This window comes from Vibrio sp. R10-SG3-ISO3 (assembly GCF_059834225.1).
In genome coordinates, this window is sequence record NZ_JCBDHE010000039.1 from 83,670 (window position 1) to 100,862 (window position 17,193).

Here is a 17,193-nt window from a genome sequence, read left to right on the forward strand (position 1 = left end):
GTGTAATCAGCGATTCGGCAATAGTAATCGCCGCCGAATTTTCTTATGCTAAGGACACGACCCCGTGTCCTTTTTTCATTTCTAGGAGGTAGAGAAATGCCATCCAATCAGCCCCAAGAAAGCCACTTTTTCGCCCATTTGGCCCGTATGAAACTTATTCAGCGCTGGCCGCTCATGCGCTCTGTATCGACTGAAAACATCTCCGAGCACAGCTTGCAAGTCGCCTTTGTCGCCCACGCGCTGGCGCTTATCAAAAACAAGAAGTTTGGCGGCCAAGTCAACGCAGAACGTGTCGCGCTGCTCGGCATGTATCACGACACCAGTGAAGTACTGACGGGCGATTTACCCACTCCGGTGAAATACTACAACCCTGAGATCGCCAAAGAGTACAAAAAAATCGAAGCGGCGGCCGAAAAGAAATTGCTCTCCATGCTGCCGGAAGAGTTCCAAGAAGACTTCGCGCCTTACTTAGTTTCTCATCAAGCGCACAGTGACGATGCTGCCATCGTTAAGCAAGCCGACACCATCTGTGCCTATCTCAAATGCTTGGAAGAGCTCAGTGCGGGCAACCATGAATACGCCTTGGCCAAAAAGCGCCTCGATGTGACGCTAAAAGAGCGCCATACCCCCGAAATGGAGTACTTCCTCAACACCTTCGCCCCGAGTTTTGAGCTCTCTCTCGATGAGATAAGTTAACTGGTAAGCTAGTACTTTCTGTCTACACTTAATCAAAAAGCCCTAAGACGAGGTGTGTAGTGCAGGACGGTATCTCTAATGATAAAAAACTGCTGATGTTCATTCAGTATGTGCCGCTTACCTTAATGGTCACATTTGCGATTGTCATTGTGGCCTTAATCGTCAACGAAAATCGCTTTGCGCTCGAAAAAGACGTCAACTACCTGCGCGACAACTTCTACACCACACAGCGCAAAAGCATCCAAAATCGCGTGACCAATATTGTCGATCAGATTGAGTTTGAGAAAAAACGCACCGAAGATCTGCTTCGCCAAGACATTAAACAGCGCGTTGAAGAAGCCCTCGCCATTGCACAAAACTTATATCGCCAGTATGAAGGCCAACCCGAAGAGACCATCAAAAAGGCGATCACCGAAGCGCTCAGACCCATTCGATTCAATCAAGGGCGCGGGTATTTCTTTGTCTATCAGCTCGATGGTACCAATGTCATGCATCCGATTCTTCCCCAGTTAGAAGGAACGGACATGTGGGATCTTCAAGATGTCAATGGTTCGTACCTCACTCGAGACCTCTCCCGAATGGTCAGCAATCAACAGCGTGTCTACCACCGTTGGCACTGGAACAAACCCAATGCTTTGGATCAAAAGTTCGACAAAATTGGCTATGTGGCTCTGTTTGAGCCCTACGATTGGTTTATTGGTACCGGTGAGTACGTGGTGGATGTCGAGCAAGATATCAAACAACGTTTGATTGAACGCATCTCAGATTATCGCTACGGCAACAACGACTACATTTTCATCATGGACAGCAAAGGGGCGATGCTCTCTCACCCCAACAAAGCGCTGCTCGGTGTTGAACGCTTAGACGCTACCGATAAAACCGGCTTTCAGTACATTCAAGCCATTGTCGATACCGCCCACCAAGGCAGTGGCTTTGTCCGTTACCACTCAAGCCAAACGCCGCTCGGTAGCGAAGATTCCTACAAGCTCAGCTATGTCACCTACTTGCCCGACTGGGATTGGATCGTCGGGACAGGCGTTTACCTCAAGCCCGTCGAAGATTTTCTCATGGATCGCGAGCAACAGATCACACAGAGCAATCAGCGAGAGCTCAATCAGGTCTTGCTGGCGAGCATTCTGGTCTGTGGCATTTTAGGTTTGCTCTCTTGGGTGGTCGGTAAACGTGTTGGGCTACGTTATCGCATCATGCAAAAGCAGATTTCGCGTGACTTTACCCAGTTGCAAGAGGCCAAAAGTGAGCTGCAACATCAAGCCCTGCACGACAGTTTAACCGAGTTGCCCAACCGCACCTTCTTGATTGAGTTTATTCAAGAGGCGATTCGCAATGCCAATCAAGAAACACCGCTCACGGCGATCATGTTTGTCGACATTGATGACTTTAAAAAGGTCAACGACGCCTTTGGCCACTCTGTGGGTGATAAGCTGCTAACCTATGTCGGCCATCAGTTTACCGAGATGCTCAATGATCACTCACTGGTAGCGCGCTTTGGCGGCGATGAATTTGTGTTCTGCTTCCCACAACTGGGCTCAGTGCTCGATGCTGAAGAGATCGCCCATCAAATCCGCGATATTTTTAAACAAGAAATGGTGGTGGATGGCAAAGTGATCTCCACCAGTTGTAGTATCGGTGTCGCTATCTATCCGCAAGATGGCTTAAATCCGGAAGAGCTTATCACTCGCGCCGACACGGCGCTCTATACCTCAAAAGCCCGCCGTAAAGGGCGCGTATTGTTCTTTGATGAGTCAATTAACAAGCGTGTCCAGTACGAGCTGACTCTAGAAAAAGAGCTGAGAAACGCCATCAGGAATAATGAACTCTATATGGTGTTCCAACCGCAGATCAATCTGCAATCGGGCCAGTTTGAATCGGTAGAGGCGCTTCTGCGTTGGCATAACCCTGAGCTTGGGCATGTGTCACCGATTGAGCTGATCCGCAAAGCAGAAGAGATCGGTCTTATCCATCAAATTGGCGAATTTGTCATTCGCCATGCGTGTCAGCACATCATTGCGCACTTCCCCAATGGGCAGGATGCGCTGGGTCTTTCCATTAACATTTCGCCGAGCCAATTGATGGCGAAAAACTTCCTTGAACAGCTCACTCGTATTATTGATGAACAGCAGATCGACCGCAGCCGCATCACGGTTGAAATCACCGAGAACGTCCTGATTGATGACTTAGAAATGGTCACACCAATCCTTAATCAAGTCAGAGAGAGCGGTTTTGCAGTCTCGTTGGATGACTTTGGGACTGGGTTCTCGTCTCTGAGCTACCTCTGCAATCTACCGATTAACGAGATCAAGATTGACCGCAGCTTCGTCGATAAAATGCTGTTCAACAAACAGAGTGATGCGCTGGTCAAAGCGATCATCGCCATCGGCAAAGCGCATAAGATGAAAGTGGTCGCCGAAGGGATAGAAACGCAAGAGCAAAGCCAGCAGTTGATCGAGTACGACTGCAATTTAGGTCAGGGGTATTTCTATGCTAAACCTCTGTCTATTGAGGATTTGATAAAGCAGATTGGCAATCCATCGTAAGCTAGGCATACTCGAGGTTTAAACACGTAACGTTCGAAAGGTGATGTGCTGATGGATTTCAACTTGGACCCGGCGTGGCTGATGCGCCACGACGATGAACATAAAATTCGCCGTGACGATCATCGCAGCCCATACCAGCGCGATCGAGCAAGAATCCTCCACTCTGCGGCGTTTCGTCGTTTGCAGGCCAAAACCCAAGTGCATGGCACCAGCTTTGATGATTTTCACCGCACCCGTCTCACCCATTCGCTTGAAGCCGCTCAGCTCGGTACAGGTATTGTCGCGCAAATCAAAAAGAAGCAGCCTGAGTTTCGTGACCTACTGCCTAGCGATAGCTTAATTGATTCGTTATGTTTGGCGCACGATATTGGCCACCCGCCTTATGGGCACGGCGGCGAAGTCGCCCTGAACTACATGATGCGCGACCACGGCGGTTTTGAAGGCAACGCGCAAACTTTTCGTATTGTTACCCAGCTTGAGCCCTACACCGAGCATTTTGGTATGAACCTTGCTCGGCGCACTCTGCTTGGGTTGATGAAATACCCAGCGCCGCTCAGCCAAACTTGCTCCGCCGACACGCCACCGCCAGTCTCTCATCAACGGCGATTAAAAGCCAAAGAGTGGTCGCCTGCGAAAGGGTATTATGATTGTGACCAAGTCACCTTTGATTGGATGCTGCAACCGCTCTCTCAAGCGGACAAAACGCGCTTTAGCGAGCTGCGTGAAGCGCCAAGCGGCCAAGGGCACCACAAAACGCGATTTAAGTCGCTCGATTGCTCCATTATGGAACTGGCTGATGATATTGCCTACGGTGTACACGATCTGGAAGATGCCATAGTGCTTGGTCTGGTCACCCGTCATCAATGGATAGAGGGCGCGGCGAGCCAGTTGTCGGAGTGCGGTGAGAGTTGGTTTGAGCAGCACATAGACTCCATCACTGAAATGCTGTTTGCCGGCACGCACTTTCAGCGCAAAGATGCCATTGGCGGTATGGTCAACGCCCTGCTGACCAGCGTCTCTATCAAGCCGGTGGATGCGCCATTCGATTGTGACTTGTTGGCTTTCAATGCCTTTTTGGAGCCAAAAATGGCGCTAGCACTGGATATTCTCAAGCGCTTTGTCAGCGACTATGTGATTCAAGTGCCCCACGTTCAGGTGGTCGAATATAAAGGCCAACAGATCATTATGGACATCTTTGAAGCGCTGAGCGCCGATCCAGAGCGATTGCTGCCGATCGAAGTGCGCCAACAGTGGACACAGAGCAAAGACGGCTATCGCGTGATAGCCGACTACATCTCCTCAATGACCGATGGCCACGCTCAGCGCCTACACCAACAGCTGTTTTCGTCTCAATAACGCGATTAGCTACGCTCGGACTGCCCTGCTTCCATATAGTCACTAAGCTGGGCATTCAGGCGCGCTTTTTCTTGCTGTGAAATGAAACTGGCTTCAATCGCATTACGAGTGAACATGGCCAGTTCATCGCGGCTCAGTGCGTGGCTGCCGGCAACCGCAAGAAAGTTATCGCTCATGTAACCGCCAAAGTAACTGGGATCGTCAGAGTTAATCGTCACACAAAGCCCTTGGCGCAATAGGTCCACAATGTTGTGCTGCGCCATCTCATCAAAGACCTTTAACTTGATGTTTGATAGTGGGCAGACCGTCAACGGCACGCGCGATTGTGCAAGCGAGGCGACTAAGCTTGGATCATCACTGCAACGCACTCCATGATCGATTCGCGCCACATGCAGCTTATCTAAACTATTGGTGATGTTAGCGACTGGCCCCTCTTCGCCTGCGTGTGCCACGGTCAAAAAGCCCGCCTCACGCGCCTTGGCAAACACGCGTTCAAACTTTTCTGGAGGGTGGCCAAGTTCTGAGGAATCGAGTCCTACGCCAACGATCTTCTCTTTAAACGGCATCGCCTCTTCAAGCGTGTCGATCGCGCTCTCTTCATCCAAATGACGAAGAAAGCACATGATCACTTGGCTAGTAATGCCGAGCTTTTGCTGGCCATCATCCAAAGCGCGCGTGATGCCGTTGATCACGGTAGAGAAGGCAATACCCCGCGCGGTGTGCGTTTGCGGGTCAAAAAAGATCTCAGTGTGCATCACATTATCTTGCTCACAGCGCAGCAAGTAAGCCCACGTCAAATCGTAGAAATCTTGCTCTTCAATCAGCACATTGGCGCCTTGGTAGTAGATGTCTAAAAACGATTGAAGATTGGTAAACTGGTAGGCTTGCTTGACCGCCTCAGGCGTCGCAAAGGGCAGGTCTATTTGGTTGCGCTTAGCAAGCTCAAACATCATCTCGGGCTCTAAGGTGCCTTCAATGTGTAAGTGGAGTTCAACTTTGGGTAGGTTTTGAATAAAAGCAGTATGATTCACGTTTGTCGCCTCTTAATGACACTTTCACAACAAACGCTTTTCCCTTGACGAATTTCAGACATACAAAGAGAAAAGCGACTTGCACTTATCTCTTCGTAATCTGGAATTTACGGCTCCAGGTAGAGACTCCCACACCGTATCAGTGGGATTATACGAAGCACCGCAGCGCCAATGATGGCCTTACGGTGAAAACGATTGCGTTAAGCATATACCGAGATAGATGACTTTGCCAACCTTTGCTGCGGGGCAACCTTTAGCCTTGGTAGTTTTTCTCGAACACGCCTGGCGGCATTTGCGCAATCTGAAAATCGATCATCTTCTCAAACGCGGTAATAAGTGGGGTAAAATCCTGCCGAGGCTCAAGCAAACGCAAGATGTGATAGCCTGCCTCCACCGTCGATAAACTGTTGGCGCTAGGCGATTTACGAATGCGATAGTTGCCCACCAGATCTGTGGGGAGCGCCACTTTAGGCAAAGCGTGTAAGTTGGTTGAGAGTTGCCACATTTTATAGGCTTTCTTCCATGTGCCATCCAATAGAATCACGCGCAGACGTACCTTAGGCTCAGCTTGCTGGAGGCGCGTTCTCACTTGCTCATAGCTCTGCGCACCTTCACCGGGAAACAGTACCCAATGCTCGACGTTGGGTTCACTAAGCAGGGCGTTGAGCGCCTCATGCTCACTGAAATCTTCCCCGACGTAACAGCGACTATTGGAGAGCGAGAGCGTCAAGATGCGCGCGGTGCCCATTGGTCGGTGGGTTTCCGCTTTATGTTGGAGTATGATGAGTTCCACATGAGAGGATAGCGGCACTATCCATTGGCATAGACACGCTTTGAGTGATTTCCCACATTGAGTACAGTACCGAAACGTCATTTCCGCTTAATTATCCTATTGGGGCTCATTAGCCTTGTGTGTGCCGTGTTACAAACTGAACCCGCCGCGACTTGGAGCGCTTGGCACCAGGTCGATATCCTACAAGGTCAGTGGTGGCGGATCGTAACAGGAAACTTTACCCATACCAACCTTGCCCACCTTGTGATGAACCTCGCAGGTCTGTGGGTGATTTGCTATCTATTCCGCCCTCGCCCCTTTGATCTTATTTTAGCCCTGTTTCTCTGTAGCCTTGGCGTCGGTTTACTTAACTTGACGACGACGATGCAAGGCTATGTTGGCCTCTCTGGCGTTTTACATGGACTATTTGGCTACTTCGCCTTACGTGAATACTTACCAAGCAAGAGCCATTTACCAAGGCGAAAAAGTAGCGGGCTACTTGTGCTTGGCTTGCTGGCAAAAATTGCTTGGGAGCAAAGCATGGGCGCGCCAGAATCCACCAGCGCTCTGATTGAAGCACCTGTCGCCATTGATGCACATCTCTTTGGCGTGGGGACCGGCTTGCTCTTCGCGCTTGTCATGCACTTGCTCACGCAACAAAACAAAGACGCGATCACGCTAAAATAAGTCACGCTCAAATCAGCCACGGCCGCATCCGCCGTCTTGCACTGCCCTCCTTGACGCCCGGTCTTTGTGCCCTTTGTCTCAATAATTTTATTGATGTTCAGAGACAAAGGGCGCAGAATGGCCCACTTTTTCGCCCCCCGCATACACGCTGGGGCGTGGTTACATCACAACAGAGAACAACGTATGGGTTTTACCGATTTAGGTCTTTCTGCTCCGCTGCTTAAAGCCATTGATGAACAAGGCTACCGTGAGCCATCACCAATCCAGCAACAAGCCATTCCAGCGGTGCTTGCTGGTCAAGATGTCATGGCCGCAGCGCAGACAGGCACAGGTAAAACCGCAGGCTTTACACTGCCAATTCTAGAGCGCCTCGATAACGGCACGCGCGTCAAAGGCAATCACATTCGTGCGCTAGTACTAACGCCGACTCGTGAGTTGGCAGCGCAAGTGCAAGAAAACGTCTTCAAGTACAGCCGTTACCAACGCCTGACTTCGGGTGTGGTATTTGGCGGCGTCAAGATCAACCCGCAGATGATGAAGCTGCGCAAAGGGTTGGACGTGTTGGTCGCCACGCCGGGTCGCTTGCTCGATCTTTACCAACAGAATGCGGTGAAATTTGATCAACTGGAAGTGCTGGTTCTCGATGAAGCAGACCGCATGCTGGATATGGGCTTTATTCGCGATATCCGCAAGATTTTGGCTCTGCTACCTGAAAAACGCCAGAACCTGCTCTTCTCAGCGACGTTCTCAGCTGAGATTCGTGACTTAGCAAAAGGCTTGGTGAACAACCCTGTTGAAGTGTCTGTCGCCCCTGCCAACTCGACCGCAACCACCATCGAGCAGTGCATCTACCCGGCCGACAAGCGCAAGAAAGCGCCGATGTTGGTCAAACTGATCCAAGATGGCGACTGGAAGCAAGTTCTGGTGTTCTGTCGCACCAAACACGGTGCTAACCGCTTAGCGTATTACCTCAATGATCAAGGGATCACCGCAGCGCCGATTCACGGCAATAAAAGCCAAAGTGCGCGCACCAAAGCACTAGCGGATTTTAAATCTGGCGACGTTCGCGTGCTGGTAGCCACCGACATTGCGGCGCGCGGCATCGACATCCCACAGTTGCCTCAAGTGGTTAACTTTGAACTGCCGCATGTGGCCGAAGATTATGTTCATCGCATTGGCCGTACAGGTCGAGCTGGCGAAGTGGGCCGTGCCATCTCTTTGGTGGAAGCGGCAGAAGCGAGCGAGCTATTTGCCATAGAGCGATTGATTCAACAGTTGTTGCCACGCCTTGCCTTAGAAGGCTATGCGCCAGTGAACGTGCTGCCAGAATCGAAACTCGACACACGCCCGATTAAGCCAAAGAAACCGAAAAAGCCGAAGAAACCGAAAACGGAACACACCGACGGACAACGCTCAGCAGACAACGCACGTGGCCACAAACCGGCCAGCAAAAACAAGCGTCACTTCGGCCCAAAATCGGCGAACGGTGCAAACCGTGGTGGTAAACCCGCGGGGAAAAGCGGCAACGGTGCAAGAAAGCCAAGCCGTTCAGGTAACCGTCCAAACAAGCCATCCAACACTCAAAAAGCGCAATAAACCGGCGTTAAACAGATGACGCCGATGTGAAACGGGTACTCAGCTCACATCGGCGCTCGGTAGATAGACAATCTCACGTGGCAAGCCAGATTCTAAATCGCTGGCAGGGTTTGGTACGCTCACCCACTCTTCTGGTCGCATCGAAATACACATCAGAACAAACGCATCGAGAATGTCATCTTTCTCCGCTACTTTACGCGGCACGCTCGCCAGCGCTGAATTGAGCACCGCCATCCAATCTGGGGCAATGTGATTTAGCAGCGCTAACCGCTCTTGATGCCCCTCAACACACTTTTTATTCCACGCCATCGGTTGACCAGATAGCCCCGCAAAGGCCAGCTCGGGATGCGCTTCACGTACAGACAGTGACGCACTGCGCCGAGATCGGACAAAGGCATCCAATTCACGCATTTTAGGGACAATACCCCAGGTTTGTTTCGAGAACTTTTTGCCCAACCGCGCCACATTTTGCTCGCAGGCGCGCTCGTAACTCTCACTATAGACCGCCTCACGACAAGGTACGGAAAACACCGACGCACGGCGCCCTTTGAGCAATGCCCTCGCGGCCTTGTCACATAACCTATCTGGCTGATCTGGGGTGCTAAAGCCGATTGGCATATCCACCAGCCACACTCCAGTGCCCCCAATCTGCGCCGCCAGCGCGTCCAAACTTTCTTCAATCACGATTTTAGGCCGTGCATTTTCTGTCACTACCCAAGCCAACCAGCCTGCTTTGCAGCCATCAATTCCGGTGTAAGTCATGGTGGTTACCACTCAGAGACAAGTAAACGGCTTTTTACCCCTCGCACTTGAAGCCCCATCGCTTCAAATACCGCCTCAAAGTCGGTACACGCGGCGGGTAAATTGGGCAGCGATAATGCGGCTTCAGTGAAAAAGCGGCGCTGGCGATGTGCATCATTTCCCCACGCAACATTCCACCAATCTAGGATTCGCACTCTCGAGTCATACAGGCGTTTAACTGTTGGCAGTCGGTCACTCTTTTTCAGGTTTTCCGCTGATGTCGTCGGAAATAAGTTCCACTTATCATTGTTTGGCCAGTACGCAAAAGGCAAGCAATGATCAACGTGATACGCATCTGCGAGCGGCTTACCGCTCCACACACTGACAATCTCCGTCCCTTGACCTTTGAGCTCCTCAACTCTTTGTCGTACATCACGCGTGTCATGCGCAGCATCAATCCAGACCAAACAATTATGGTAGGTATGTAGCGCTATATCACGCTGGCGATTTAACTCGAATCGCTGCATCTCTTTAACCCATTGGTTGACGACTAAAGGCTCAATCCATGAGTGATACAAGCGAAAGCACTCCCACAAACTCTCATCAAGCACAAACTCACCGTAACTTGCGAAAAACGCGCCATCCAATACCACTGAGTCTTGACGCTTGCGACGAGAGGAAGGTGAACATAACTCAAACAAGCGATTGTCTTTACTACCTTGATAAATAAAGGTTACGGGACCTGATTTGATGGTCGCCAGTGTGTGAGAGAAGAGCTTTTGGATGGCTTTGGCGTCATCCCCCATAAAGAGCGCACCAATGGCAAAATCATCCGCCGCTAGATGGTTAAGTTGGTGCCACCCATCTTCTTTTACGAAACCCAGACCTTTACTACTATTGGAGTTTTGTTGAATCCCCATGCCTTGGATATCGACATCAATGAGTCGCTTAAATTGCCTGACCCAATAAAGCGCGACTAAGCCGGCTGGTAGCGTTATCTTGCCATCGGCTCTCTCCATCACTGCGCCGGGATGAGCATCAGCAATGCGTAAAAGTGTGCGCAATAAAGCCAATTTGTAGGTGGCCGACTTACTGTCATTGATCACAATACGGCGAACGGTGTTGAGACTTCCAGAACGATCATCAGGTAGAGACAGCACAACGGTTTGCCAATGCACACCGCTGCGTTGAAGAGAATCATCGCTATCAGTGACCAACTCAATTTGTAGCGCACGTTCGTTTGCGTAGCGCTTAATTTCGTCCACCGAAACAGGAAAGCTGTGGCGCCCATCTTCGAACTCACCATGACGTAAACTGATCACAAGCTTGCCATTGGGAGCAAGAAGATATGAGAGTTTCCTAAACGCGCGCTCCCGTTTACTACTCGGTATATGCATCCATACTGCACTAACTAAGATCAGGTCAAAGCGCATACCTAGGGTGAGCGTGTTCTCTAGCCCAGGGAGTGAATCTTTCAGCCAAGTGACATTCGGGCCCGTGCTGTGTTTGCCAATATCTCGCAGCAAATCACTCGGATCGATAGCAATGACCTCACACCCTTGTGCGCTACACCACTTTGCATCTCGCCCAGAACCGGCTCCCACATCAAGCACAGACGCGCCCGCACTCGGCCAATAAGCCCGCCAAGACTGGTGGACATACTCAAACGACACTGAGTTGTATTGCTTCGCTAGCACATCTGCGTGCGCATCATAAAAAGAGGTGGTCTGGAACATAATAGGCGCCGATCATCATTCTAAAAGCATGATATACAGCTCAATTGCATATGGCGATAAAGTCTTAGAAATGGGTTAGGTTTGGTGATTTACGTCACATTAATCCAGCAAACTTTTAATCCGGCGTACCATCTCCAATCATTGTCGCCATTCAGTAGAACCCTTAACACCCGATAGCTCACATTCGTCATCCACGAGTTCATAAGGGATAACCTTAACCGCGAGGTTTTCATCAAATCGAAATGGCGGTAGAGACTCTTTAGAGTGATCGTATGCTGGGTAGATCAGATATACCACGCTTACCCCGCCTAAATAATTTTGGCCATAAGCAAGCATTTGATACATGTCAGATTGACTACTACCGTACTTTTGCTTTGCTGTGGCTTGCTGTTCGTCAATTCGTTTCCACTTAGTATCAGCCACATCAAGTATACACTACCACTTACACATACTTTCGATACAATCACACTTAGAATGTCAACATGTACCTGACTTTAAAGACAATTATATTAAAACTAAAGATCACCATTATCTCGCTTCCGTCGAATTCTCTATACACTGAGACAAATACTTAAATGGAAATGGCCGCACCGTAGCAAGCTTATTGCGAATGTAGTAGCTCTTGGTTAGCTCCAGACAACGCCTCTTCAGGTACTCTGGGCCTTCCAGATGGCGTACGTGGTTGAACTGACCACGGCTAAACTTAAAACCACCTTTCTCGCTACCCACAAAGTACGCTGAATGCTCAGCATCATAAAAATGGCCGGTGAGGGCTTCCAGGTACTCGTTATGTTCCCCCTTTAACGAGTAATTGAACATGATCCCTGTTTGTTCAAAGTAATCATTGATCAGTGCTTGTTCAGCGTTTGAGCGATAGCCGACCTTGGCCAACTTTAAATCTTCTTTGTAGAAATCCCGCTTTTGAGGGCTCCTTTCCAGCATCAATCTGAGCTTGTCTACAATCGAGTCAGCAGAGTCGCCAAGAGAAGATAGATACCCCTCGATGAACACTCTACTCATACCCTGATGGTCACTCTTTTCCAGGTGACGAAGTACGTTGAATAAGTTTTCAGCATCAGGAATAACCGCTATATCTTCGTGCACTATGGTGCACACCTGAGGTTCATCACTGGACATATCAATCACATACTGTAGCTTTTCAAACCACCGTTTTTTTTCTGGTAACTGAATCCCAAGCTCATCAAAATAAAACTCGTCATGCGTTTCGTACTTAAACTCGCCACCTTCACACTTAAGAATGTGGTACACAGGATCTTGGTACTTCTCTTCCTTGAGCTCAACAAACCAAAAGTTCTCTACAAAATCCTGAATCATGAAATGGCCCAGCACACACTCTCGTTTAATAGCCAGTTCCTTCACCCAGGTATCAATTAAAGGCTGAAGCTCCGTTTGATTCTTGTTTGCACGCTGCGAGATGATCGTCGAGTTGTAAACACTCTGCACGACTGTTCCAGCAGAATAGAAGCTCTGCTTAGGATCATCCTGGCCAACTTCTTCGTATTCTTTAGCCGAATCCAGCACAACCAATGTAGGCTTTGCTTTGTCATAATTTTGCGCCTCAACAAACTCAACCATAACCGGCCACGTCTCTGCTTGAAGCCTTTGATATCCCTTGCTGCTCATTGAAGCATTGATGACTTGGATTCCACCAGCTGTATCAATTGCCTGATAAATTTTCTGATATATCTTCTCTATATCTTTCTTTTTGTAATGTTCACGCCAGTCCGCTTCTATAGGCTTGAGCTCTATTCGAAGAACATCAGCAAAACACCGATTCATCAGTTCGACAAATTGATAAATCGCACCCGTTTTCGTTTTTTGTAGTGAGATAGCTTTTTGACCGGTGATGTCGATAGCATTAGTTGTGAACTTCTTTTTACCCGGACTATAAATCATCAGGTTACCCTTTGGATTTCTGCGCAGAATGCCGGTAGCGTTATCAAACTCGAACTTCGGTGCTTTCTCTATTTTATGCTTTTGCTTGTAAACTGTTTCAAGTGGGGAAAAGGTCACCCCGTCTATATCTACAAACAAAGAGCCAAATCGCACGCTTTCTCTCAGGTCAAATTTCAAACATTTATATACGGTATGTTCATAAAACTTATCCGGTTCAACGAACAAATACGTTTCACCTAAACCAGAAAAGAACTCACCAGATGCAGCCTTACCCAAGGCTCTAATTAACAGTCGTCCCAACAATAATGCGTCGCAGTCTTCAAACCTGACCTGTTCAAAGGAAATGTCCGGCGAAGTTGAGTTAACCTTATTTTTCTTATCTACAAGTATCCAGTGGTGGTATGAGTGACGTATAAGTGCTTTAGGAGCAGCTTCTTTATCGACCAAACTAAGTTGCGCGGAATAGTTTTGCTTCTCTGACGTTTTAGCTAAGGAGACCTTGTACAGCAAATAGTTCCTGTCAAGACCTTTGAAATCGAATGTTAGGTCAATCATGGTAGTAAAACTGCGGCTCATCACTCTGTCTCCTTATATGACTCCAAGATTCCGAGCAAGCGTGCCATTGGTGGTACATTGCTCGAACCCGTACTCTTATCAATAATGCCCGGGACCTCAATTACATCAGCGTCGGAACAACTCGCATGCTCCAGGCCCTCCCCTTCATCGACAGAGAACCTTCTAGACACTACACTTCCATCACCTTCGTATATTGTGTTGATATACAGCGCCTGTATACGTTTATCGCCAAACGCATCGGGGATGTTTTTTCTTAGCTTTGATAGCTTGCTTTGACATTTTTCCAGAGTATTGTCGTGCACCAAACATCCAATGCTTAGATCCCAGTGCTTAGCATCCACCACCAGTATTCTTTCACCAACTTCCAGGTATCCATCAAACCATTCCGCACAACCCTCAGGCATAGGCTGAAGCTGGTACTCATGACGAGCGAGAATCGCTTTTATAGCTTCTTCACCAATCGCTCCCATATAAAGATCAAACATCGCTGGTGCGAGCACATATTTCCCCTCGACAAATGAACAGGCAAAGCCTTCATCTTCAAAATGCTTCGCTACTGCTGGATTGTTCAGCAACAATGGCAGGCGCGCCGAAACTTCCGAGACCTCTCTTGTACCAGATGCATCTACCGGGTCGATGAACATTTCCGTAATACCTTTCTCGTGCGAGAACTCAACCTGATAGTGATACTTGCCCAGGCTTGCATCTAGCTCAATGTAATAGCGCATCTCCTCACCATCAGGTGCACTATCCATCGCTGGTTTCCTCATCATCCACTGCCGCAGCCTTTCATATTGGCCTATTGCACTAGGGTTCTGGTGCTCATAGACACTGGTGATCAATCGCTGTATATGTGCGTAATTTCTTGCAGCTTTCGGGTGATAAGCTGAACGCAGCTTTTCTTCTACAGCAACTCGCAGCTGCTTTTTCACTTCTACAATCAGCTCTCGATACTCAATAGACAAGTACGAGAGGTCGCGGCTATCCATTGCCAGAGCTTCAACAAAGTCATCCTGAGCATCAAACATTATGGAGATCTCTTCCTGCTTCCACTCAGTACGACACATACGCCCTAATGCTTGCTCAACAAAACGGTACACTGCGTAGCGATAGTCTTCACTGCCTTTATAAGTCGCAATCATTTTACCGACAGCTCTGCCATTGACCTTTGAGGAGATAAACCATTTCAGTTGGCCTTTTACATCATTAGCCACGACAATGCCCTGTTCATGCAACATTAGCGCATCATGGATGTTCTTTTTAATCGCCAGATCTCGCTCATTTCTGAGCATAGAGTCGTAGATGTGACTACCAATTAAGCTCTTAGGTTGCTCAAGGTAGATAGAGTCTATATCAGTTTTGTTCTGTATAGGCTTACTGCCCTCAGAGCCGATGTATATCAAGTTATGCGTTTGTGCTATAGCGTACGAAGGTGAGAGCCCTGCCCCTGTGGCCTGATAGTTGGTGATGACAACCACCTTATTAGATGTAGTTTCGAGTTGTTCAAGCACAGACTGAAATTCATCGGTTCTGAACGATGCCGCATTGATGTTTTCGAAAATGCTGACACCGAACTTATCTCCGACAAATGCCATAAATTCAAAAAACTCTTTCGTTTTATAACTTTTGTTAAGCATGCAGAAGTGATATCGGTTATCTCGGTGTACTGAGAACAGTCGGATGGATTCAAGTAACTTATTTACCCTTTTTAGCCCAAATGGCAGGCTTTCCGGTTTATCAATGCCCAACATCTCGCATAGTTGCATTTCCAGAATCTGAGGCATCAGAGCACTACCTTTGAACTCTTGGTAAAGCTTCTCAACACCGCCCCAAGCAACTCGTTCTGAGATGCTCTGTACCGCTATCTGAACACCATTTTCCTTATAACGACGCTTTGCGTAATACTCTGCCTGTATCGCCTTTTTCTGCTCGTCATTAAGCACAATGAATCGCGTTGATAGTACATCTCGTAGATACTTTAGATCGAAATTATGAATCGCAGTCGCACTGGTCGCAGTTGCACTGATACCCAGAACCTTTGCTCCAGCTAAAACCCAGTGAGCCAACAAGCCTGATGATGTCAAAGCTAAATCGAAGGTTGATGCAACTACGGTATCATCGGTCTCACTGTACCTAGAGATATTAGCTATCTCATACCCACTGTCGTGAAAACTATAAGATTTATATTCACTTTCTACCTTGAAGCTTAACCTTGCAGAAATTAGTGACATGATACTTTTCGTGAGCTCCGCAAGCCCAAGGTTATTGAGGATCTTTTCTACCAGGTTTTCCGTTGTATAGGTGGTTAAATCCCCGAGACCTTCCAGGTTGTTTTTTAGCTTGAGAATAGCGCCCAGCATTCCATTGCAGAATGTTCGCACAAGTTGAGCACCATTGTTTACAAACTGAATCGCACTCTCATCACCTCCGGGACCAATTTCATGGCTACCTTCTAAATGGTTAGTTTTAGACCTAAGATCTTCATGCTTGAAGTTGATGGCATGAATGGACATCCTGTCAGACAGTAGGGTAAATATTCTGCTTTGGTTTTCACTACCTTCTAGAATCGTAGCGTTGGAGATATACGGTCTATATTGAACCTTCCATTTGCTTTTGAAGTCCTTTAAAGCAGCACGGAATTTATCAAAGCTTTTATCTACGCCCATAAATTCAGGAGCCCCACGGACTTTAAAGCTATCAAAGCTTGCATAAAATTTTCGTGTCAAGGCGATAATGTCATAATCAGATACAGTATTGATGAGATGCGTCAAAAACTCACCCTGCTGTCGATCAAACTCGTCCAAGATGAGCAAAGAGCTGTCCAGGAAGTCACTGACTCGGTAAGTACTGTGGATGCCATGCCAGGGATAAAGTAGCTTAGACGTAGTCATAAACAGCACTTGCGTTGTACCTTTTCGTATTCTTCTGGCCGGGAATATTTTGTCTAGTACTGTTTCTAGCTCATAGCTCCAATTCCCTTTCTTTCTCAGATACTCTCTTACCAGAGAGAAAATGGCGCCATAACGGCTACGTAGTTCTTCATCAAACGTATTTGAGTTTGTACCCGCCTTAGCTTGCTCCAACAGGTTGATCCTATCTAAAGCTGTTTTTATCTCCCGACGTTCACGCACTTCCAAAGCTTCATAGATTAACGCCCAATCACTATCAGATAACTCGGTGATACAGGTATCTTGTGCTGGTATCAGAATTACATTCTCTTTGAGCTGCTTTTTTTGCAGCTCGGAAATAGAGCTATTGCTTTGTATTCGATTCAGCAGATCTTCGTATGCCTCTTTAACATTAACGCGCAAGTTCGTCGCATAAATTAGTGTTTTTCCTGAATCGATAACGAGGTGTTGCAGTTGCAATTCCGTTGCTTGATAGGTTTTTCCTAGCCCGGTTTGTGCATCAACTAAAGCCAGGAAGCCTTCATCAAACATACAAGCCTCTGGTCCGGCTATCTCTAAATAGGTTTTAAGCAACGCACTCATAATCACCTCTAAGCAATTGAATCAGTTATATTTCACGAC

12 protein-coding genes and 1 riboswitch are annotated in these 17,193 nt (G+C 48.1%); of the genes, 5 read left to right on the forward strand and 7 right to left on the reverse strand.

Annotated elements, in window-relative coordinates; translation table 11 throughout:
• Positions 1 to 96: 96 nt before the first annotated feature.
• From yfbR to AC6R1A_RS09460, 3 genes are read left to right on the forward strand one after another with little or no spacing between them, the layout of a single operon-like run.
• Positions 97 to 696 (forward strand): 5'-deoxynucleotidase, encoded by a 600-nt coding sequence (gene yfbR / locus AC6R1A_RS09450; protein WP_500634097.1) that lies wholly within the window; start codon positions 97 to 99, stop codon positions 694 to 696.
• A gap of 59 nt (positions 697 to 755) precedes the next feature.
• Complete coding sequence (locus AC6R1A_RS09455; RefSeq protein WP_500634098.1) at positions 756 to 3,251, forward strand: bifunctional diguanylate cyclase/phosphodiesterase; 2,496 nt, start codon at positions 756 to 758, stop codon at positions 3,249 to 3,251.
• A 51-nt stretch (positions 3,252 to 3,302) separates the two neighbouring features.
• The gene (locus tag AC6R1A_RS09460; RefSeq protein WP_500634099.1) at positions 3,303 to 4,607 is read left to right on the forward strand and encodes an anti-phage deoxyguanosine triphosphatase; all 1,305 of its coding nucleotides are present in this window, start codon (positions 3,303 to 3,305) and stop codon (positions 4,605 to 4,607) included.
• A gap of 5 nt (positions 4,608 to 4,612) precedes the next feature.
• Here the strand turns inward: AC6R1A_RS09460 and AC6R1A_RS09465 are convergent, their stop codons facing one another.
• Positions 4,613 to 5,638 carry an adenosine deaminase gene (locus AC6R1A_RS09465; protein WP_500634100.1) on the reverse strand — a complete coding sequence of 342 codons (1,026 nt, stop codon included), beginning with the start codon at positions 5,636 to 5,638 and terminating at the stop codon, positions 4,613 to 4,615.
• A gap of 76 nt (positions 5,639 to 5,714) precedes the next feature.
• Positions 5,715 to 5,814: riboswitch (purine riboswitch) on the reverse strand.
• A 77-nt stretch (positions 5,815 to 5,891) separates the two neighbouring features.
• Entirely contained in the window at positions 5,892 to 6,512 is a 621-nt protein-coding gene (locus tag AC6R1A_RS09470; protein ID WP_500634101.1) for a tRNA-uridine aminocarboxypropyltransferase, read from the reverse strand.
• Between AC6R1A_RS09470 and rrtA the strand changes: the two genes are divergently transcribed.
• Together rrtA and AC6R1A_RS09480 are read left to right on the forward strand one after the other, a co-directional pair.
• Entirely contained in the window at positions 6,489 to 7,097 is a 609-nt protein-coding gene (rrtA, locus tag AC6R1A_RS09475; RefSeq protein WP_500634102.1) for a rhombosortase, read from the forward strand. The two genes, AC6R1A_RS09470 and rrtA, sit on opposite strands and share 24 nt — an antisense overlap.
• A gap of 183 nt (positions 7,098 to 7,280) precedes the next feature.
• A complete protein-coding gene (locus AC6R1A_RS09480; protein WP_500634103.1) occupies positions 7,281 to 8,693 on the forward strand; it encodes a DEAD/DEAH box helicase in 1,413 nt (470 codons plus the stop codon).
• Between the two features lie 39 nt (positions 8,694 to 8,732).
• Here AC6R1A_RS09480 and AC6R1A_RS09485 read toward each other — a convergent pair whose 3' ends face one another.
• From AC6R1A_RS09485 to AC6R1A_RS09505, 5 genes are all read right to left on the reverse strand, one after another.
• Positions 8,733 to 9,455, reverse strand: a complete 723-nt coding sequence (locus tag AC6R1A_RS09485) for a DUF429 domain-containing protein (RefSeq protein ID WP_500634104.1) — start codon at positions 9,453 to 9,455, stop codon at positions 8,733 to 8,735.
• A gap of 5 nt (positions 9,456 to 9,460) precedes the next feature.
• On the reverse strand, positions 9,461 to 11,170 hold the full coding sequence (locus tag AC6R1A_RS09490) for a class I SAM-dependent methyltransferase (RefSeq protein ID WP_500634105.1): 1,710 nt from the start codon (positions 11,168 to 11,170) through the stop codon (positions 9,461 to 9,463).
• Positions 11,171 to 11,308: 138 nt separating this feature from the next.
• Positions 11,309 to 11,593, reverse strand: a complete 285-nt coding sequence (locus tag AC6R1A_RS09495; protein WP_500634106.1) for a 5-methylcytosine restriction system specificity protein McrC — start codon at positions 11,591 to 11,593, stop codon at positions 11,309 to 11,311.
• A 105-nt stretch (positions 11,594 to 11,698) separates the two neighbouring features.
• A complete protein-coding gene (locus tag AC6R1A_RS09500; RefSeq protein ID WP_500634107.1) occupies positions 11,699 to 13,663 on the reverse strand; it encodes a hypothetical protein in 1,965 nt (654 codons plus the stop codon).
• Positions 13,663 to 17,154 carry a hypothetical protein gene (locus AC6R1A_RS09505; RefSeq protein WP_500634108.1) on the reverse strand — a complete coding sequence of 1,164 codons (3,492 nt, stop codon included), beginning with the start codon at positions 17,152 to 17,154 and terminating at the stop codon, positions 13,663 to 13,665. The genes AC6R1A_RS09500 and AC6R1A_RS09505 overlap by 1 nt, the downstream gene beginning before the upstream one ends.
• Between the last annotated feature and the right edge of the window lie 39 nt (positions 17,155 to 17,193).

Bases quoted from the DNA above. Each gene is read 5' to 3' on its own strand.
- AC6R1A_RS09460 (WP_500634099.1), top strand. From the start codon at position 3,303: ATGGATTTCAACTTGGACCCGGCGTGGCTGATGCGCCACGACGATGAA.
- yfbR (WP_500634097.1), top strand. From the start codon at position 97: ATGCCATCCAATCAGCCCCAAGAAAGCCACTTTTTCGCCCATTTGGCC.
- AC6R1A_RS09485 (WP_500634104.1), bottom strand. From the start codon at position 9,455: ATGACTTACACCGGAATTGATGGCTGCAAAGCAGGCTGGTTGGCTTGG.
- AC6R1A_RS09505 (WP_500634108.1), bottom strand. From the start codon at position 17,154: ATGAGTGCGTTGCTTAAAACCTATTTAGAGATAGCCGGACCAGAGGCT.
- AC6R1A_RS09490 (WP_500634105.1), bottom strand. From the start codon at position 11,170: ATGTTCCAGACCACCTCTTTTTATGATGCGCACGCAGATGTGCTAGCG.
- AC6R1A_RS09500 (WP_500634107.1), bottom strand. From the start codon at position 13,663: ATGAGCCGCAGTTTTACTACCATGATTGACCTAACATTCGATTTCAAA.
- AC6R1A_RS09480 (WP_500634103.1), top strand. From the start codon at position 7,281: ATGGGTTTTACCGATTTAGGTCTTTCTGCTCCGCTGCTTAAAGCCATT.
- AC6R1A_RS09470 (WP_500634101.1), bottom strand. From the start codon at position 6,512: ATGACGTTTCGGTACTGTACTCAATGTGGGAAATCACTCAAAGCGTGT.